General features: G+C 41.6%; 17 protein-coding genes and 1 pseudogene. 11 read left to right on the top strand and 7 right to left on the bottom strand.

The genetic code is table 11. The features are described from left to right. The first annotated feature begins 36 nt into the window (after positions 1-36). Together C900_RS19160 and C900_RS19155 are read left to right on the top strand one after the other, a co-directional pair. Positions 37-549: a hypothetical protein gene (locus tag C900_RS19160; protein WP_040497125.1), complete on the top strand. Its 513-nt coding sequence runs from the start codon at positions 37-39 to the stop codon at positions 547-549. A 14-nt stretch (positions 550-563) separates the two neighbouring features. Then, a complete protein-coding gene (locus tag C900_RS19155; RefSeq protein WP_040497124.1) occupies positions 564-1,193 on the top strand; it encodes a hypothetical protein in 630 nt (209 codons plus the stop codon). 315 nt (positions 1,194-1,508) lie between these two features. Here C900_RS19155 and C900_RS30410 read toward each other — a convergent pair. After that, positions 1,509-1,646 (bottom strand): annotated as a pseudogene (locus C900_RS30410) (Txe/YoeB family addiction module toxin); the annotation flags it as partial. Positions 1,647-1,874: 228 nt separating this feature from the next. Between C900_RS30410 and C900_RS19150 the strand changes: the two are divergent. After that, positions 1,875-3,176 (top strand): amidohydrolase, encoded by a 1,302-nt coding sequence (locus C900_RS19150; RefSeq protein WP_009581821.1) that lies wholly within the window; start codon positions 1,875-1,877, stop codon positions 3,174-3,176. Next, positions 3,177-4,070, top strand: coding sequence for a 1-aminocyclopropane-1-carboxylate deaminase/D-cysteine desulfhydrase (locus tag C900_RS19145; RefSeq protein WP_009581820.1), 894 nt, complete (start codon positions 3,177-3,179; stop codon positions 4,068-4,070). It begins immediately after the preceding gene. A 238-nt stretch (positions 4,071-4,308) separates the two neighbouring features. On the opposite strand, the gene C900_RS19140 is transcribed toward C900_RS19145, so the two are convergent. Both C900_RS19140 and radA read right to left on the bottom strand, forming a co-directional pair. Continuing rightward, entirely contained in the window at positions 4,309-4,914 is a 606-nt protein-coding gene (locus C900_RS19140) for a DUF2179 domain-containing protein (RefSeq protein ID WP_009581819.1), read from the bottom strand. A 31-nt stretch (positions 4,915-4,945) separates the two neighbouring features. Continuing rightward, positions 4,946-6,325, bottom strand: coding sequence for a DNA repair protein RadA (gene radA / locus C900_RS19135; protein WP_009581818.1), 1,380 nt, complete (start codon positions 6,323-6,325; stop codon positions 4,946-4,948). Positions 6,326-6,458: 133 nt separating this feature from the next. On the opposite strand from radA, the gene C900_RS19130 reads away from it, so the two are divergent. The 4 genes from C900_RS19130 to C900_RS19115 all read left to right on the top strand — a co-directional run bounded on the left by C900_RS19130 (position 6,459) and on the right by C900_RS19115 (position 12,608). Beyond that, on the top strand, positions 6,459-8,396 hold the full coding sequence (locus C900_RS19130) for a transglutaminase family protein (protein WP_009581817.1): 1,938 nt from the start codon (positions 6,459-6,461) through the stop codon (positions 8,394-8,396). Between the two features lies 1 nt (position 8,397). Next, on the top strand, positions 8,398-10,314 hold the full coding sequence (locus C900_RS19125; RefSeq protein ID WP_185113979.1) for a DUF3857 domain-containing protein: 1,917 nt from the start codon (positions 8,398-8,400) through the stop codon (positions 10,312-10,314). A gap of 195 nt (positions 10,315-10,509) precedes the next feature. Next, the gene (gene gpmI, locus C900_RS19120; RefSeq protein ID WP_040497123.1) at positions 10,510-12,033 is read left to right on the top strand and encodes a 2,3-bisphosphoglycerate-independent phosphoglycerate mutase; all 1,524 of its coding nucleotides are present in this window, start codon (positions 10,510-10,512) and stop codon (positions 12,031-12,033) included. Continuing rightward, complete coding sequence (locus C900_RS19115) at positions 12,030-12,608, top strand: hypothetical protein (RefSeq protein ID WP_009581814.1); 579 nt, start codon at positions 12,030-12,032, stop codon at positions 12,606-12,608. The genes gpmI and C900_RS19115 overlap by 4 nt, the downstream gene beginning before the upstream one ends. Here the strand turns inward: C900_RS19115 and C900_RS19110 are convergent. Then, the gene (locus tag C900_RS19110) at positions 12,605-13,516 is read right to left on the bottom strand and encodes a universal stress protein (protein WP_009581813.1); all 912 of its coding nucleotides are present in this window, start codon (positions 13,514-13,516) and stop codon (positions 12,605-12,607) included. The genes C900_RS19115 and C900_RS19110 overlap by 4 nt on opposite strands. A gap of 246 nt (positions 13,517-13,762) precedes the next feature. Here C900_RS19110 and C900_RS19105 point away from each other — a divergent pair, with 246 nt between their 5' ends. The 3 genes from C900_RS19105 (at position 13,763) to C900_RS19095 (ending at position 17,112) form a co-directional block, all read left to right on the top strand. After that, positions 13,763-15,562, top strand: coding sequence for an ABC transporter ATP-binding protein (locus C900_RS19105; protein WP_009581812.1), 1,800 nt, complete (start codon positions 13,763-13,765; stop codon positions 15,560-15,562). Between the two features lie 5 nt (positions 15,563-15,567). Then, complete coding sequence (locus tag C900_RS19100; protein WP_221408149.1) at positions 15,568-15,978, top strand: Fur family transcriptional regulator; 411 nt, start codon at positions 15,568-15,570, stop codon at positions 15,976-15,978. 180 nt (positions 15,979-16,158) lie between these two features. Continuing rightward, entirely contained in the window at positions 16,159-17,112 is a 954-nt protein-coding gene (locus tag C900_RS19095) for a TerC/Alx family metal homeostasis membrane protein (RefSeq protein WP_009581810.1), read from the top strand. Positions 17,113-17,132: 20 nt separating this feature from the next. Here C900_RS19095 and C900_RS19090 read toward each other — a convergent pair whose 3' ends face one another. The 3 genes from C900_RS19090 to purK form a co-directional block, all read right to left on the bottom strand. Beyond that, complete coding sequence (locus C900_RS19090; protein WP_157494084.1) at positions 17,133-18,356, bottom strand: hypothetical protein; 1,224 nt, start codon at positions 18,354-18,356, stop codon at positions 17,133-17,135. A 120-nt stretch (positions 18,357-18,476) separates the two neighbouring features. Then, on the bottom strand, positions 18,477-18,989 hold the full coding sequence (gene purE, locus C900_RS19085) for a 5-(carboxyamino)imidazole ribonucleotide mutase (RefSeq protein WP_009581808.1): 513 nt from the start codon (positions 18,987-18,989) through the stop codon (positions 18,477-18,479). Next, positions 18,989-20,131 (bottom strand): 5-(carboxyamino)imidazole ribonucleotide synthase, encoded by a 1,143-nt coding sequence (gene purK / locus C900_RS19080; protein ID WP_009581807.1) that lies wholly within the window; start codon positions 20,129-20,131, stop codon positions 18,989-18,991. The genes purE and purK overlap by 1 nt, the downstream gene beginning before the upstream one ends. Between the last annotated feature and the right edge of the window lie 26 nt (positions 20,132-20,157).

The raw sequence follows: 20,157 nt of genomic DNA, 5'->3' as shown, positions 1-20,157 counted from the left end.
GTCAATACCAATATCGTAAAACTAAAATACATATAAATGAAAAAAATTTTGGCTTTAACAGTGCTGCTATTTGCCGCCCACATGCTGGCCGCGCAGTATAGGCACTCCTCGGGCTTAAGATTAGGGTACACCTCGGCCCTAACTTACAAACAATTTTTTAAAGGTGAGGAAGCTGTTGAGTTCCTGGTAAGCGGGAGAGATGATGGCCTTCAACTCACTACCCTTTATCTCAAACACCAACCTTTGCAGGTAAGCTTTAATGACAATTTTTACCTGTATTACGGAGCAGGCGCCCATATTGGTTATAAGTTTATGGACGATAGGAGGCTAATACTTTCACCCACGGTGCCCGGAGAACTGGAATATGAAACTAACCGTGAGGCCTTTTTTACGATGGGAGTAAATGCCATGGTTGGGGTGGAATACCGCTGGCTGGCCGTTCCAATTACTATTAGCCTCGATTTTAAACCCTATCTTGATTTTGCGGGCATGAGATATGCCAACTTAAGGTTTTGGGATACTGCTATAGCCGTTAAATATGTATTTTAAAGATTTTATAGAATATGAAAAACATTTCACTTTCGTTGATTTTGGCCGTTGTAGCCTTTAATATGCAATCCGTTGCGCAAGATGCTGATGATGATATTAAAACGGTATTTGGCAAGGATACGGAAATAAAAGGTTTTGCCTCTTTTGACACTAAACTTACCGATTTCAATGAAGAAAAGGCATTATTCCTTGGCGGCCATGGTGGGGTAATCCTCAACAAACATATTATTTTGGGTATTGGAGGATATGGTATGACTACCAGAAATGATTTCAACGGTATCATCCCTGGCAGAAAGCTTGATCTGTACAGTGGATATGGAGGATTGGTTTTTGGATATATAATAGCTCCCAAAGAAGTAATACATATCACCCTTCCGTTATTACTGGGTGCAGGGGGTATTGAAGTAGTAGATCACCACGTTGCCAACACTATAGATGATCGCGGAGCTACGGTAGAGAGATCTGTTTATTTTGTAGCAGAGCCTTCGTTGCAAATCGAGGTCAATGTTACCAGGTTTTTCAGGTTTGCAATAGGTGGAGGGTATCGCTTTGTGCAGGGAACTGATCTAAAAAATAACCAGGTGGAGGACAAGGACCTTACTAGCTGGACAGCCAATATATCATTTAAACTGGGTAAGTTCTAGTGTCGGGTCAAGTGTGAACTATCGGGTAAGTTACAGTTATTTTCTGCTCAGACATGGCTAAAAAATGTGTAAGCGTAGATATTCAAGTATTTTTTAAGGAAGTATGAGTAGAAAATGATAAGGTTTGGCCTCCCCCCGCTAGCGCACGCGGTTTCGTGTGTGCCTGATGTGCGCGCATTGGGGAGGCCCCTGTGTTGGCAATCGGGGCAGGCTTCCCGATAGCCATGATAGCCATGCGGGACAAGGTGCGTGGCAAGTCATTTATCCTCATAATGCGACCAGGCACTTACCACATACACTGTTACAACCTGTTTGTTAATGGACCAGACGGTGCTTTCTGTTAATCCTTCGGGAATATAAGCCTGCAAGATCATGCTTTAACTTTTCCGGTTGCCCTGTCCCAGTAGTGGGATGCTGCCTTAGTTCATTAAACAACCTTTGCAACTTGTTTAAAACTGATCGATCTCCTGTTTACTTGTGCTTTTCATACAGAGCTAAAGCTATAACACCATCCACAAAGAGCATCATAGAAATATATTATCTGAATCATTTTTTATGATCAGTATAAATAAGTTTTTACTTTTAGCTGAGTAACTAGACTAGTGTCTTTAAGAAAACTCTTGTCGTCTTCGAGCCATCACAATACTCAATACTAATGTCTCAAAAATAAAATTTATACCTATGAAATACATCTATTCACTATTTCTGGCATTGATCGCACTCTCAGCATCAGGCCAGAACGGCCTGAACGAAAAGGCAGAAAAAATGGCTAAAGAAATTGAAAATAAAGTAATAGAATGGCGAAGATATTTTCACGAGCATCCCGAGCTTTCAAATCGTGAAGTAGAGACTGCGGCCAAAATAGCCGGGCATCTGAAGTCTCTTGGCCTTGAAGTGCAAACTGGTGTAGCCAAAACTGGTGTGGTTGGTCTCTTAAAAGGCGGCAAAAAAGGTCCTGTTGTAGCACTAAGAGCAGATATAGATGCTTTGCCTGTAACTGAGCGGGTGTCAGTACCTTTTGCCTCTAAAGTAGTAACGGAGTATAATGGTATAAAAACCGGGGTAATGCATGCATGCGGCCATGACACACACATCGCAATGCTCATGGGAGTAGCGGAAGTGCTGACTTCGATGAAAAAAGACATACCGGGTACCGTGAAGTTTATCTTCCAGCCTGCTGAGGAAGGAGCGCCTCCGGGTGAAGAAGGGGGAGCGGACCTGATGATAAAGGAGGGGGTACTGGAAAATCCAAAACCCGAGGTCATATTCGGCTTACACATAAGTGCAGGCACACCTATAGGGCAAATCAACTATAAGCCCGGAGGAGCAATGGCCGCTTCCGATAGATTCACCATTAAAGTCAAAGGCAGCCAGGCGCACGGCTCCACTCCGTGGGCTGGAGTAGATCCGGTGGTAACAGCCTCACAAATCATTTATGGCCTTCAGACCATTGTCAGCAGGCAAACAGAGCTAACCAAAGAAGCTGCTGTGATCACCGTTGGGGAAATAAAAGGTGGAGTTCGTTTCAACATCATACCCGAAGAAGTGGAAATGACCGGCACCATTCGCACACTCGACACAGGTATGCAAGACCGAATTCATGAGAAAATTAAGCTCACGGCCACCAAAATAGCCGAGAGCAACGGTGCAACGGCTGAAGTACACATTCAAAAAATGGTGCCCGTTACATACAATGACCCTGAGCTGACCTCAAAAATGCTTCCCAGCCTGGAACGATCAGCAGGTAAGGAAAATGTTAACCTTGTAAATGCTATCACCGGAGCTGAGGACTTTTCATATTTCCAGAAAGAGATCCCGGGGCTCTATTTCTTTGTTGGTGGTCAGCCCTTAGACGCGGAGAAGAAGTCAATGACATTAGGAGGCCATCACACGCCTGACTTTTATATCGATGAAAGTGGTATGCTTACGGGTGTAAAGGCCATGCTCAACCTTACGTTGGATTATATGCAAATGAGAAAATAGATGCTGAAGATATACGAAGAGCCTGTCATAGAAGAGGTCTATGATGAAATAACTACCGAAAAAGAGGTCAGGCTCTTCATTAAAAGGGAGGATAAAATACACCCATACATATCGGGAAATAAGTGGAGAAAGCTTAAGTACAACCTGGAGTATGCCAGGCAGCAGAACTTTTCCACTTTATTAACATTTGGAGGCGCCTATTCCAATCACATTTATGCCACAGCCGCTGCTGCGAAAGAGTATGGCTTTAAGTCCATTGGTATCATACGTGGCGAAGAGCATTTGCCGCTCAACCCAACACTGTCATTCGCTTCTCAGCAAGGCATGCATCTTCACTATATGGACCGGTCTACTTACAGGAGAAAGCATGATACTGAAGTAATTGGCCCTTTAACAGAAAAGTATGGACGATTTTATCTACTCCCCGAAGGCGGGACCAACCTTTTGGCCATCAAAGGCGCCTCAGAAATAGTAAATGAAGAAGTGCGGCAATTTGATTACGTCTGTACCCCGGTAGGTACAGGAGGAACCATTGCCGGCATCATTTCAGGCATGAACGGCAGGGGCAGAGTCATGGGCTTTTCGGCTTTGAAGGGCGACTTTCTAAAACATGATGTTCAAAAGCTATTGCAACTTTATGAAAAACACCCACTGACCAATTGGGACATCAAGACATCCTACCATTTCGGTGGTTATGCAAAGGTAAGTCCGGTGCTGTTTGGATTTATAGATGAAATTTACAAAAAACACCAGATCCCCCTTGACCCGATTTACACGGGAAAAATGATGTTTGGCATTTATGACATGATCAGAAGTGGCGAGTTTGCCCCGAAGACCAAAATTCTCACTATTCATACGGGTGGGCTGCAGGGGGTGGAGGGGATGAGAAGATGAAGAAAAAAATATTTTACAGGAGGAATTTGCCTCATCTGCAACCACCAGGAGGAGCATTTTTCGTAACCTAATAAAAACAGGATATAATGGAGACGCACAAAAAATTCACAGCCTGGCGATGTAATTTAACTTGAGTTCGATATAGTAGAACCGATTAAATTGTATTCGTATCCAAAAATAACCTAAAAACCTCTCTTTTTAAAGCCGGCTAGCTATTTAAGCGGCTTAACAAGCCGTTCTACTTCCTTCTCACCGAAGTCAACCACGCGCCAATACCTCTACGGCTGGGCTGTTCCGCCAAAATCCCGGCTTCACTGGCGCTTTTTACAGATTCTATTGTATAAAACGCTTTTGGCGCGTGTCGTTGGATCTCTTCTATAAAAAGAGGCAGATTATCGCGCATCAGCACTGTAAAAAGCAGCTTCTCTTCTCCGCTATCACTTTCTGCCGACACCATTGTATATCTTACATTTTGCTTTTGCAATACACTCAAAAGCCCTGAAAGATCTTCCGAGGAGATGATCCTCACCACCACTTTCCCAAGAGCCAATCGTTCTTCAATAAGCATCCCAACCAATATGCCCATGGCAAACCCCGCGGGATACGCGATGTAAGAATAAACATTGTCAATATGCTGAAATATCTGACCAATGGCCAATAGCCATATCAATGATTCGAAAAAACCCAAAATAGTAGAAACGAACTTCCTTCCGCTCATCACGAAAATGATCCGGATGGTATTTATCGACACATCTAAAATCCGTGCTATAAAGATTAGTAAGGGTAAAATGATGATCCTGAAAGTTTCTGATCCGATTCCGTATTCTGCAAAAAATTGTTCCATTATAACCGTAACAGTTTAGCTTTAAAACAGTTTACCCAAACAGGTCCCCGAATACATCGGTAAGTCGCGCGAAAGGCTTTATGGCGATCTTATAGTTACCTGGTTCTATGCCCTTCATGCCAAATTTGGACACATATATCTCTTTAAATCCCAATTTTTCCGACTCGGCGATCCTGCTATCCAATCTATTGACAGCTCGAAGCTCTCCGCCAAGACCTACTTCCGCGGCGAAACAAGCTTTATCCGAAACAGAGATCTCTTCCAAAGAAGAAATGACTGCGCTGCATACTGCCAGATCTATCGCCGGATCCTCCACCTTTATTCCTCCGGCCATATTTAGGAATACATCCTGTAAGCCCAGCCTGAAACCACATCGTTTTTCGAGTACTGCCAGTAGCATGTTCAGCCTGCGGGCATCATATCCGGTCGAACTGCGCTGCGGTGTTCCATATGCCGCTGTGCTTACCAAAGATTGGATCTCTATCAGCAATGGCCTATTACCTTCAACAGTAGCTCCTATGGTTACTCCACTGAGTTCCGAGTCCTTCTGAGAGATCAGGATCTCTGACGGGTTGCTCACCTCCCTTAGTCCATTGCCCATCATCTCATAAATTCCTAACTCTGAAGTGGAGCCGAAGCGATTTTTTGTAGTTCTTAATATCCTGTAAGTAAGATGCCTGTCGCCTTCAAATTGCAACACTGTATCAACCATATGCTCCAACACTTTAGGACCGGCTATTGCTCCTTCCTTTGTAATGTGGCCAACAAGAAATACCGGAGTAGCTGTTTCTTTCGCATATTTTATCAGCTCAGCAGTACACTGCTTTACCTGCGACACACTGCCGGCAGCAGATTCGATATTACTCGAATACAGTGTTTGCACCGAATCAACAATAAGGAGGTCAGGGTTCAATTTCTCCACCTGTTGAAAAATTTCCTGCGTTGAAGTCTCAGCCAGTATATAGCATTCCGCAGCATGCAACTGGCTCATCCTGTCGGCCCGCATTTTTATCTGTTGTTCGCTCTCCTCTCCCGAGACATACAGCACCTTATGATTCACGGATAAGGCAATCTGAAGCATTAGCGTTGATTTGCCTATCCCCGGTTCACCCGCAATGAGTACTACAGAACCTGGCACTATTCCACCACCTAATACTCGGTTAAGCTCTCCGTTTTTGGAGTTGATCCGTTGCTCTTTTTCATGTGCTATCTCTTCTATTTTTTTTGGAGCAGAAGCCCTTTTTCCTCCTCCGCTGGTGCTACGCCAATCATTCTTATCTGACGCAGAAGGTCTTTTTGCTAGTTCCTCTACAAAAGTATTCCACATGGCACAGGACGGGCATTTTCCCAGCCATTTGGCAGATTCGTAACCACAATTTTGACAGAAGTAAATTGTTTTTGTTTTGGCCATTGGGGTTCAAATATAGAAATATCTACTTGAACAAAATAGCAGAGGTTTTAGCTGTTTTGATACAGTAAATTATGACTATTATAAAAAAGATCTTATATTGTGAAATTATTAAATTTTTTATTATTTAAGTATCATGAAATCATTAAAGTTTTGCTCCTTTTTACTATTGCTTTGTGTAGTAAAATTGGCTGAAGCGCAAAAAAGTCCATTTAAATTCGGAGAAATAAGCACCGAAAATCTTGAGATGATGAAGAATCCATTAGATTCATCTGCGGGAGCATTAATTCTTCTTGACTTTGGAAAAACCACATTTGATCACAACTTTCAAATTGTTTTGGAGCACCATATACGTATTAAAATATTCAACAGCTCCGAATTTGATAGAGCAACTGTAAAAATTCCCTATGCTACTGATGATCGTGTTGAAAGATTAAAAGCTGCAACATATAATCTGGTAAACGGTAAAATTGTGGAATCAAAATTGTCTAAAAAAGATATTTATGAGGAAAAGGTAAATGATAATGTAAAGCAAAAACGTTTTAGCCTTCCGGATGTCAAGGAAGGAACAATTATTGAATACACCTATCAGGTTAACTATGGAAGTTGGATGAGCCTGAATCCCTGGTATTTTCAAACTTCAGTTCCGGTTTTACATAGCGAGTATATAGTCTCTCTGCCGGAGTACTTCGATTATAAGAAAATCATGTCAGGTTATGTTATACTTAGCGATCATGATATCTCAACTAAAGTCGGACATTATGGGTCCAGTACATTTAACATGACCGTACAAAAATTTGTAGCTAAGAATGTACCAGCATTCAAAGAAGAACCCTACATGACCACAAAGGATGACTATATCTCAAAAATTCAATTCGAGCTTAGTAATATCAATATTCCTGGTACGCTGACCAAAAGATACATGCCCTACAGCTATGAAGAATTAAGTAAAAATTATGCTGAGAGTGAGTCGTTTGGGAAAAAGCTGACTAAAAATAAATTTCTTACTGATGAAATAGAACGCATCACATCGGATTTAACAGACAGCAAAGCAAAAATCGAAGCTATTTACCACTATGTCAGGGACAACTTTGAAGTAGATCGGGAAGTACAGACTGAGAGTTTAAGAAAAATATTCAATTTGAAAAAAGGTTATCCACAGGATATAAATATGCTGCTTATCGCCATGTATAATGAAGCAGGTTTTGAATCCAATGCAGTCAGACTGAGTACACGCAGCAACGGCATGCTGCATCCGCTCTATGCGATTGCTTCGAATTTCAACTACACCATTTGTGTTGTTAAAGATGGCGAAAACGAATACCTGCTTGACCCCAGTAAAAAATACCTGCCATTTAATACCCTTGATAAGAACTGCCTCAATGGCAGGGGAATGGTAGTGACAGCTCAGAACTTCAGATGGGTGGACCTTTATCCTTCCACAAATAACAAAAAGCAAGTTTTTGCTAGTCTTGAGCTAAGCGAGGAAGGATCTCTAAAAGGAGCAATAAGCTTGTCTCGCGTGGGTTACGAAGCCATTGAATTCAGAGAAGATCATAAAAAAGATGTTGATGGATATAAGAAGACTTTCTCAGAAGCCCATACTACATGGGTGATCAATAATCATGAAATAGAGGGAATTGATATAGCAGAAGAGGCTCTGACAGAAAAAATTGATATTGAATTAGATGCTTATGCAGAGACTATGGGTGATATAATTTATCTCACCCCCATATTTTATGGAAGAATAGTCAATAATCCACTGAAATCACCCGAGAGATTGTATCCTGTGAACTATGGAACTCCCATCGAAGAACTGGTTACCTGTAGAATTAAAGTGCCCGAAGGATATGTTATAGACGAAAAGCCTGATCCGCTTGCAATAGGTTTACCTAACAATGGGGGTGCTTTTATCTACAACGTTCAACAAATTGGAGATTATATAAGTGTAACCTCTAAGTTCAACATCAAAAAAATTGAATTTTCGGCAGAGGAATATCAATATTTGCGGGAGTTTTACACTCAGGTAATTGCAAAACAAGCTGAGCAAGTGGTTCTTAAAAAGAATGGTTAAAATGAAGATAGTATTATTAGCAATCATATTATTCTGTACGGGGTACTCATCCTTCTCAGCTAAAGATCCTAAATACCCTGTTAGTGCCATTCCTATCAATTTAGTGGAAAATGCCAATGTTGTCTATCGTTTAGACAAAGGAGAGTTCACCATAGAAAAAATAGATCAGGCTACTTTTAAAGTTCATCAGGTTGTTACAATACTAAACGAGAAGGCAGCCGGTCATGCCGTTGTTGGAATTGGCTATGATAAGTTGAGAAAGCTTAAATTTACTTCTGCATTTGTATATAACCAACATGGTGAAGAGCTTTATAAGCTAAAGAAAAGTGATATCATTGATGAAAGTAATATATCTGGTTTTTCTCTCTATGAGGACAATCGCATCCAGGGAGTAGACCTGAGGCAGAAGCAGTACCCCTATACAATAGAATATGAATATGAAATTCAGTATAAATATCTATACAGTATACCGGATTGGTATGTTATACCCGGAGAAAAAATTGCCATTGAAAAATCAGAATTTGTTGTAAAAGCGCCTGTTGATCTTAAGCCGAGATTTAAGGAAATGAATATAGGATCAGGCAAAATGCAAGAATCTGCTGCTGATGGATTGATCAGTTATCATTGGGTCTTTGAAAATCTTAACGCCATAGAGCTGGAGCCTTTTAGCAAGGGGATACTTGACATAGCCCCAATTGTAAGAGCATCTCCCTCAAAATTTAGCTATGAAGGCTATAATGGAGATATGTCCAGTTGGGATGGACTAGCCAAGTGGCAGCTTTCGCTAAACGAGGGAAGGGACGTGCTCCCGGTTAAAACTATCAATGAAGTTAAAAATTTAGTCGCGAATGCCTCCTCAAGGGAGGAAAAGATTAAACGAGTGTACCTGTACATGCAAAAACGAACTCGCTATGTAAGCATACAATTAGGAATTGGTGGATTTCAACCTTTTGCAGCAAGCATGGTAGATGAAACCGGATACGGAGATTGTAAAGCGCTGACAAATTATACACAGTCACTTCTAAAAGCAGCAGGTATACCTTCCTATTACACCTGGGTAAACGCTGGAAGTAATCCTGATCCCGTCTATAAAGATTTCCCAAACGATACATTTAATCATATTATTCTATGTGTACCTAATGAAGCGGACACTATTTGGCTTGAATGCACAAACCAATCTGTTCCCTTTGGTTATTTGGGAAAGTTCACAGGCGACAGGGATGTACTGGTAATCAACGAAAACGGTGGAAAGATCGTGAGAACACCTGCTTATGATCATCAAAACAATATGATTACAAATAGTCTTAATGTGACCCTGGATGAGCAGGGCAATGCTCACGCTCAATTAATAAAAGCTTTTAAAGGTTTGGGCTATGAATATGGCGACCTGGATTATTACCTTACTTTAACGGACAGAGACAGGAAAGATTGGCTACATCAAAATTTGTCTATTACTAATTATGAACTAGGAAACTATGAATTCATAGAGGAGAAAACCAAAATTCCTTCTGTGCAGTTTAAATCAGACCTACATATTCGCAAATTGGCCTCTATCAGTGGAAAAAGAGTATTTGTCCCCTTAAACCTGATGAGCGTCAACAAGTTTATTCCCAAAACTACAGTTGATCGTAAAGCACCAATCTATTTTAAATATTCATCGATCACCTCGGATACAATTATTTTTAAGCTGCCTGAAAGTTTACATGCCGAATACATCCCTGAGGATGTAACCCTAGAATCAGTATTTGGAACATACCAAATGAGGGTGGAAAAAAAGGAGAATCAACTCATTTATTATAGACAGCTAAAACTTAATAAAGGAAAATACGGACCTGAAAAGTATAGTGAGTTTGTAGATTTTTTTAAAGGAATACGATCCACGGATTTGAAGAAAGCTGTATTTCTTAACAAAACATAAATCCATATTTCTCGCTTCCCATAAAAATTTAAAGAAACTAAATTCTCTTCACAAACGATTGATCTCTTTACGGCAGCCCTTTTTCCATAAAAATGGCTTTAACAGGACGTTTCGTGGCGATAAGGTTTTTGACCAACCCTTTGAATAGCTTCTTAAAATTGCCGTTTTTTGCAGCAATTAAAAATGCGTCCTGCTATGAATAAGAAAGTATTGCTCATGATCCTGGATGGTTGGGGACTGGGAGAGAACCCCAACATCTCGGCCATTGCCAAGGCCAACACTCCTTTTGTGGATTCCCTGTATTCCACATATCCGAATAGTAAACTGCAAGCTTCAGGGCTGGCAGTAGGGCTACCCGAAGGACAGATGGGCAATTCTGAAGTAGGCCATATGAACATCGGAGCAGGAAGGGTGGTATATCAGGACCTGGTGAAAATCAATAAGGCTTTTGAAGAGCACACCATTGATAGTAACCCGGTACTTACAGAGGCTTTTGACTATGCCAAAAAGGAAAACAGAAAAGTGCATTTTATAGGTCTGGTTTCTGACGGAGGTGTTCATTCACATATCAACCACCTGAAGGGACTGTGCTCTCTGGCCAAGGATAAAGGCCTGGAAAGAGTATTTATACACGCTTTCACCGATGGTAGAGATACTGACCCTAAATCAGGAGAGCGATATCTAAAGGACCTTGTAGAGCATACAGAAAAAACAACCGGACAAGTAGCCTCTGTAGTTGGTCGCTATTACGCCATGGACAGGGACAACAGGTGGGAACGGGTGAAGTTGGCGTATGACCTGCTGGTGCATGGGGAAGGAAAGAAAGCCAACGATGTGGTCAAAGCTGTAAGAGAGTCCTATATTGAAGATGTTACTGATGAATTTATACTACCCATTGTCCATGTGGATGAGGCCAATGAACCGCTGGCGAAAATTGAAAATGGCGATGTGGTAATTTGTTTCAACTTCAGAACAGATCGCGGACGGCAGATAACCCAGGCGCTAACTCAGAGGGATTTTCACGAGCAGAATATGCACAAGCTCGACCTTCACTATGTAACTATGACCACCTATGACGATACCTTCACCGGTGTGAAAGTAATTTTTGAAAAAGACAACCTTAAAAACACCTTAGGCGAGGTGCTGGAAAGAAACCACAAGAAGCAGATCCGAATAGCAGAGACAGAGAAATATCCGCATGTCACTTTCTTCTTTTCCGGTGGTAGAGAGGGTGTCTTTGAGGGAGAAAAGAGAATACTCTGCCCTTCTCCCAAGGTAGCTACCTACGACCTAAAACCCGAAATGAGTGCAGAAGACATACGTGACAATATTATCCCTGAGCTGGAAAGCAAAGAGCCTGATTTCATTTGTCTCAACTTTGCCAATCCTGACATGGTGGGCCATACCGGTGTTTTCGAAGCTGCCGTTAAGGCCTGTGAAACGGTGGACAGGTGTGCAGAAGCCGTAACTAAAGCAGCCCTTGAAAATAATTATACGACCATTATAATAGCGGACCACGGAAATTCTGATATTATGATAAACCCGGACGGCACACCAAATACTGCACACACGACTAACCTTGTCCCCTGTATTATCGTTGATAAGGATTATAAAGGGAAGATCAAAGATGGTAAACTGGGAGATCTCGCCCCTACCATTCTTAAATTAATGGGAGTAGAGGTTCCTTCTGACATGACCGGTGACATACTAATAGCATGAAGTATATTCTGTTTTTACTTTTTGTTTTGGCTTTAGGCGCCTGTCATGTTAAGCCCGACAAAAAGGTATCGTACTATTATGATACTGACAGCCTTTTGCAGCAGCAAAAGAACATATTGCAGCAACGTCATGCCAGCATATTAAAAACCGCTACTATTCAGGGAAACAAAGAGAAGTCCACTATCAAGCCAGACGGCTCAGTGTCCTGGGATCAGGAGTTTCAGATCTTTGAAAAGATAAATATCAATAAACCCGTACTCAGAGGTGTATATGACGTAAAGGAATACGATGATATTAGAAGTAACCTGAAAGTAAAGGAGTACCATACATCAGAAAAAGATGCTGAGGTTCTCTTTTTAAAGATCTACTATTTAAATAAGCCTGCTAACCTGAGAAAGATAGAGGCAAAATATGTTGAAAACAATCCCATTTATCGTTCTCAGCGCCACCTCGAATTCCTTTTCGATGACCACACAGGCGCCCCTTTACTTCACCAATATACTGTTCGTGGTTCGCAAAAGATGATCTTTAAAGACAGTGTACTGTTCACTGTAACAGGCAAAATAGACCTTTAGATCTGCAGCAATGCCTGCAGAAAGTTCAGGTTTTCCTTTTTGTCTTTCACCACCAGCAACGGTATGTCAGTATCATAGCGAGTCATTTTATCAGCGACACTGCCTAACAAGACTGCCGCCATTCCGGTTCTGCCTTTTGAACCAATTACGATAAAATCCGTGCCCTTCTCGGTGGCCAGCTTGTAGGCTTGCCCGGCCGGATCATCATCTTCATCGAGAGTAAGTACAATCTCAATATCTGTTGCTTTGATATTTGCCCTTTGCAAAAATTTCTCAGCATCTTTATAGGCATGGCCTTTCATGATCTCGGCAAATTCCTCAAATGACTTGCCACTCAGATGGTATCCCGATGGAACTTCGTAGGAATTGTGTAAAACAATTGAAGCTCCTGATGACTTTCTGATCAGCAATGCTTCTTCAAAAGCCAATGACGATGTCTTTGAAAAATCGACAGGTACCAATAATTTGGATATCTTATTATTGGCATTTTCAGGAACATACAATATCGAACAGGGTGCGGTTCGCGCAAGCTTACCAGGAAGAACCCCGGATCCTTTAGAGTGTACTTTTCTGCCCATCACCACCAGATCTATCTCCTTTATTTTCGCCCACCTCAAAATATTCTCTTCTGCGCTCCCTTCCCGTACTTCTACTTTATACTCGCAATTGGCGGTAAAGTGTTTTTTAATTTCAACATCTATTGTTTTTGCTATAGCCTCATCAGAGGGAGCCACCAAATCAGGATATTTTTCCAAAAGCTCTTTTGGTAGGTCTAATGATTTGGCCACATGCAAAAAATAGATCGTCTCAATCTGGAAAACCTCTGCCATATATGAGGAATACGCCAGAAGCGTTTTGTCCATATCTGAAAGATCAAGGCCTACTAAAACGCGTTTTATCTCGTACATATCAAACTGATGTTTTGCTCTGCCTAAAGTTAGATTAAAAATGTAATTGCTGAAAGTATACAGACCCTAAAGACAAATTTTCAATTCGATGAAAATGAATTTTCGGGCTTCCGGCTTAGCATGGTGACTGCTTAAGAGCAGGTAGTGATCCTTGAAGACAAACAATGTGCATATGAAATTAGTCAATGATACATTATCTGGATAGATTTGCAGTCTGCAATATTCTAGTACTTTAACACTATTTTAATGGCAAAGAAAAGAGGTAGAGATCCTTTGGGAGCCGAGGAGAAAAGGAAATTTAATAGATCCAATTTCAAAAAATTGTTGGGCGTGTTTAAATACGTCCTGCCATACAAGGGGCTTTTTGTTGCCGGCATGCTCTGTCTTTTCTTTAGCAGTATTACGCTATTGGCATTCCCCTATTTTGCCGGAAAGCTGCTGGATGTAGCAGGAGGTGAGCCCTGGCCATACTTGTCGACCATCAATCAGATCGCCCTTGTTTTGATTGGTATTCTGTTGGTCCAAAGCTTCTTTTCGTTTCTTCGGGTATATCTTTTTGCACAAGTAAGCGAACGTTCTATGGCTGACATTAGGCTGGCGGTATATAGTAAAATGGTTGTTTTACCGGTAAAATTTTTTGACAGCCGAAGGGTAGGTGAACTGATCAGCAGGATCACTTCCGATGTTTCGATGCTTCAGGATACTTTTTCCGTCACCCTGGCAGAGCTGTTCAGGCAAACCGCCACGCTGATCATTGGCACTACCGTTATTTTTGTGATTGCCCCAAAGCTAACGGTATTTATGCTGGTCACTTTCCCTGTACTGGTAATAGCGGCCTTATTTTTTGGCCGTTTTATAAGAACGCTTTCTAAAAAAACACAAGACAAGCTGGCAGATGCTAATGTGGTGGTAGAAGAAACCCTGCAATCTGTAAACACAGTAAAAGCATTTACCAATGAAAAATTTGAGATCAGCCGGTACGGAAAAGCGCTGCACGAAGTAGTAGCAATAGCACTGAAAACCGCTAAATACCGGGGAGCCTTCATTTCTTTCGTGATCTTTGCTTTGTTTGGGGGTATTGTGGGTGTAATGTGGTACGGTGCAGTGTTGGTTCAGGATGGCGTTATGACAGTGGGCGATCTGCTATCGTTTGTGCTCTATACTACTTTTATTGGAGGATCGATCGCAGGGCTCGGAGACATTTACGGACAAGTGCAAAGGGCGATCGGAGCTTCTGAGAGGGTGCTGGAAATAATACATGAGCAAGGTGAGGCTAGTGGAGATTATAAGCAAAACATTAGGTTGAAAGGCAACATTGAATTCGACAATGTTTCTTTTGCATACCCGGCAAGAAAAAAAGTAAGTGTACTTAATGGTCTTTCGCTTCATATTCACCCGGGTCAGAAAATAGCATTGGTAGGGCCAAGCGGAGCCGGAAAATCCACTATTATCCAGTTGCTTATGAGATTTTACGCTATCTCACAGGGACGTTTGCGTGTTGATGGGCAAGATATCAACAACTATGACCTGTCTACCTACAGGAGTAACGTGGGGATCGTTCCTCAGGAGGTGATCCTTTTTGGAGGAACAATTAAGGAAAATATTGCCTATGCCAAGCCTAACGCCACTCAACAGGAAATTGAAGAAGCTGCTAAAAAGGCTAATGCTTATGATTTCATTATGAAATTTCCCGAGGGGTTCGAAACTATAGTTGGAGACAGGGGTATAAAACTTTCCGGGGGTCAGCGGCAGCGTATAGCCATCGCCCGTGCTATATTGAAAGATCCGGCCATACTTATCCTGGACGAAGCTACCAGCTCACTTGATGCAGAATCAGAAGTATTGGTTCAACAAGCGCTTGATGAGCTGATGAAAAACAGAACCACTATAATAATTGCTCACCGACTTGCTACTATCAGAAAAGTTGACAATATTTTCGTAATTAAAAATGGAGAAATAGTAGAAACCGGAACACATGAGGAACTATCAGAATACGAAGAGGGTATATATAGTTACCTGTTAAGACTGCAGTTTCAACTTACTTAATGCTTATGGATCACAAAAAGTTGCTTAATCAATTTAAATTGAAGTCTACACCATGTAGGTCCGAAGTGCTCATGCTTTTGCGTACACACGAGCACGCATTATCCCATTCTGATATTGAACAACAAGTGGATAGATCCTTTGACAGAGTAACGGTATACCGTACTTTGAAAACATTTCTTGATAAAGGATTGATCCACAAAGTACTTGATGATGAGGGCGTTTCAAAGTATGCTTTGTGCAGCGAGTGCTCCAAAGAAAATCACAACCATGAGCATGTGCACTTTAAGTGTGAGAGCTGTGGGCAGACCCAGTGCCTGGATAATATCAGGATACCTGAAATAGACCTACCGGCCGGATTTTTGGCTAAAGAAAAAAATTTATTAATTCAGGGTGTTTGTGATCAATGTGATCAATAAAATGTGTTATATTGGTTACTATTTTACTAAGTGGTGAATAAACCACTTGTGTAATATTTTGCTTTAATTTAATTTCGTAGTTTTGCGAGGATATAGTTGGTAATAATTTTTATATTTAATGACCTTATTACCCATTGGTTAACATTAAAACTGATCCCCAAAGTACAGTAATCACAGGGTATGCTTTTAGCGCTTTTTGACAACTCACATGAGACTCTATTATTCGCTCTGTTTGGGGTAGTTATTGTCCTCTTTTTAATAATTGACCTCGGAGTCTTTAATAAGAAGGCGCACATAATCTCAACCAAATCGGCTCTTTATCAATCCATCTTTTGGGTGATAATCTCCGTGAGCTTTGGCTATCTGATCTACCTATACGATGGGGGAGCCACCAAATCACTTACTTTTTTCTCGGCTTATCTTACCGAATATGCCCTTTCGGTAGACAATATTTTCGTCATACTTCTCATTTTGAGATATTTTAGGGTAGAAGAACAATACTATCACAATATTCTCTTCTGGGGTATTCTTGGTGCACTTGTATTCCGGGCAATTTTCATATTTGTAGGCGCATATCTAATCGGCCAGTTTTATTGGATACTCTATATATTCGGAGTGTTTCTTGTCTATTCCGGGATTAAGATCTTTTTTGAAGGTGATGCCGATGACATTGATCCGGGTAAAAACCCTGTTTTAAAGTTTGCCCGGAAGTACCTCCGGATCACAAAAGGTGACTTCGGGGGCCGTTTTATTCTCAAGCGCAACGGCCGGTTAATGTTCACTCCGCTCTTCCTGGTTATATTATTAATTGAAACCACTGATCTAATATTTGCCGTAGATTCAATCCCTGCAGCATTTGCCATTACCCAAAGTGAATTCATTATCTATACTTCTAACATATTTGCTGTTCTGGGTTTAAGGGCGAAGTTCTTTTTACTTGCAGGTATTATTGATCGCTTTTATTTATTACAGAAAGGCCTTTCATTCATCCTGATCTTTATTGGAGCAAAAATGCTGCTGGAGATCATCAATGTTCATGTCCCGATTACAGTCTCTTTTACAGTGATAATTGTGACATTGACCGCCTCGGTAATCATGTCTTTGCTGATACCTAAAGCCGAAACCGTAAAATAATTAGTGTCTCTAAGAAAACTCTAACCATCTCTAATCACCTCATTGATAACCTCTTTGGGTATTACCTGTAGCAGAAGCGAAAAGGTAAGAAAATCATCGGGAAGAGAGATGACCCTAAAAGTAGGTATTGTCTTTAATATCAAGAGGAACTTGCTACGTATCAGCTCCTTCTCATCGGAGTTCAGCTCGGTGGTACTACCTTTACGAAGGAGGTCTCGCAAGCTCTTATCCTCCATAATGTCTTTTTGTATCCTGTTTTTAAACTGGTTTGCCGTTTTGGAAATACGACTGATATAATCCTTCTCAATCACCAGATGATCTTTTCTTTCTTTCAGGTTATCCAATTGATCCCAGTTTTGCAATACAAACCCTTCAACCGCAATCATACTACTGTCAAAATCTTCTTCGGAAAACCCCAGGGATAAATAAAAATTTGACAGAAAGGTCCATTCTACATCTTCAATTTTTTTGTCAGACCAGACCGTAAGGATCGCCAATTCCAGAAAGAATTTGCGGATCACCCATGGGTCCGTCTCCTCTATAGGAATATCCTGAATGGCTAATCCATGCTCAAAATACTCGTTAGCGACTCTGCGCTTCTCAGCCGGAAGGCCGGAATTCTCTATAAAATGTTCGAAAAGTTTCTCCTCTTCACTTTCAATATGCTCATTGGCATGTGCTGCTGCGGCCATTACTTTTACTGCCGTATAACTCAGCTCCTCTTTTTCTTCCTTAAAAAATTCAAGCAGCACTTTGTCCGGCTGAGTGTGGCTCCACTGACCAAAAATATAAATATCGAGAAACAACTGTGTATGGTGAAAAAATTCTGCCCAAAAGTTACCTGCTCTCTTGAAGGTGTGCTTTACCCGCTTTTCAAGAAGTGTTTCCGTAACGGTTAGTACATCCTTCTTTTGGCCAAGCCAGCTCGTGGTAGGTGTGGAAAGCTCAGGGTACACACCATTGTAAAAATGGTTGACGCTATCCATGGTATTGTGCATCAGTTGCCAAAACTCTTCTTCTGAGGTGATTGGCTTTTCATTATATAGCTCAGCAATATTAATAAAACTATCAGCAAGGATCACTTTTATCCTGTCTATTGCGCTCCAGTTGTTATGTTCGCTTATATCCGCTATAAAAAACGGATAACCATACATAATCCCTGTTGGCTGTATGAGACCATAGAACGACTGATCAGGATTTTGGCCCTGGCGGGTCTTTTTAAATTCTTCAGATTCCACAAACATATGCTTCCGGATTTTCAAAAAATCCCTTAGCCAGCCTTTTTGAGAAGGATTCATAACTGAAAATGTAAACACTTTTGTTGAAAAATCCGAGAAATATTTTTCGCAGAGCGGTCTATACCACTAGCTTTCAGCCCTCCACCCCTTTGTCTCTACAGCATCTGCTGTTTTAAGCACTTTGTCCTTCAGTTCCTTTTTGTACGATTCCAGATTAGAAGCAATTTCGTCATCAAAAGTACTGATGATCTCAGCAGCCAGGATACCTGCATTCTTTGCTCCATCCAGGGCTACAGTAGCCACTGGTATTCCTCCCGGCATCTGCAAAATGGATAGTACCGAGTCCCAACCATCAATAGAATTGCTGGATTTTACCGGCACTCCAATCACCGGAAGGGTGGTCATCGAAGCCACCATCCCTGGCAAGTGTGCTGCACCACCAGCACCGGCAATAATTACCTTCAACCCCCGGGATCTTGCAGAGGTGGCGTATTCTACCATACGCTCGGGAGTACGGTGCGCAGATACAATGGTGAGTTCAAACGGTACCTTTAGCTGCTCCAGTATCTCTGCGGCCTCTTTCATTATCCTAAGGTCTGACTGGCTACCCATGATCACGCCTACTTTTGGTTGGCTCATTATGCAATTACTTTTAATGTGTTCTTTACAAAATCTACTTTCTGCCTTAACACGGCAACATCTTCGTCAACAATGGTAACATGACCCATTTTTCTGAACGGCTTCGTCAGTTTTTTGCCATACAAATGCACGTGTACACCCTTCTGCCCGAGCACTTCCTCAAGTCCTTCATACTTTGCCGTGCCAGAATACCCATCCTCGCCTAAAAGGTTCACCATGGCCGAGGGCAGAACAGCAGAAGTATCGCCCAGAGGCATGTTGAAGATCGAGCGCAGGTGTTGTTCGTATTGAGAGGTGTAGTTCGCCTCTATTGTCTGATGCCCGCTATTATGCGGTCGTGGAGCGATTTCATTTACCAGCACCTGATCATCATGTGTTACAAACATCTCTACAGCAAGCAATCCTACCATGCCTAGTGTATTGATTACCGTTATAGCAAGCCGCTCTGCCTCCAAAGCCACCCGCTCTGAAATGCCGGCCGGTGCAAAAAGGTATTCAACAAGGTTAGCCTCAGGATGAAATACCAGTTCTACTACCGGAAAAGCTTTCACTTCTCCGTTTTCATTCCGCGCCACTATGACCGATATCTCCTTTTTGAAATTGACCAGATCTTCCAGCACCCCGGGCGCATCAAACGCCTTATCCAATGCTTCTTTATCCTTAATTACCTGCACCCCGCGACCATCGTAACCTTCCCTACCCAGCTTATGCACGGCAGGCAGGCGATCAGTATATTTTCTAACGTCTTCTTTGTTTTCCGTTAGCACAAAATCAGCCGTGGGAATATTATTCTCCTTATAAAACCGCTTCTGGGTCCTTTTGTCCTGCACCAGCTCAATTACGTCTGGCTGAGGAAATACCTTCTTTCCTTCAGACTGAAGCTTTTTAAGCGCCTGAGTATTGACATTTTCTATTTCAATCGTCAGCAGATCACATGATTTTCCGAACTTATATACAGTATCGAAATCTGTGAGTTTTCCTGCTGTAAACTCTGCTGATATGTGTTTGCAGGGGGCATTTTCATCCGGGTCAAGCACATTGATATCAATATTGAGATCCAGGGCTGACTGTATCAGCATTCGCCCCAGTTGACCTCCTCCGAGTATTCCCAGTTTTTGATTTTGGATAGATTTGTTTGCCATTAACGCTCTTTTGTCCTTCTCGTTAA

Origin of the sequence: Fulvivirga imtechensis AK7, from assembly GCF_000331535.1 — a bacterium.
Taxonomy (GTDB): domain Bacteria; phylum Bacteroidota; class Bacteroidia; order Cytophagales; family Cyclobacteriaceae; genus Fulvivirga; species Fulvivirga imtechensis.
The sequence above is the reverse complement of the archived record's forward strand: the minus strand, read 5'-3'. Positions and strand labels throughout refer to the sequence as shown.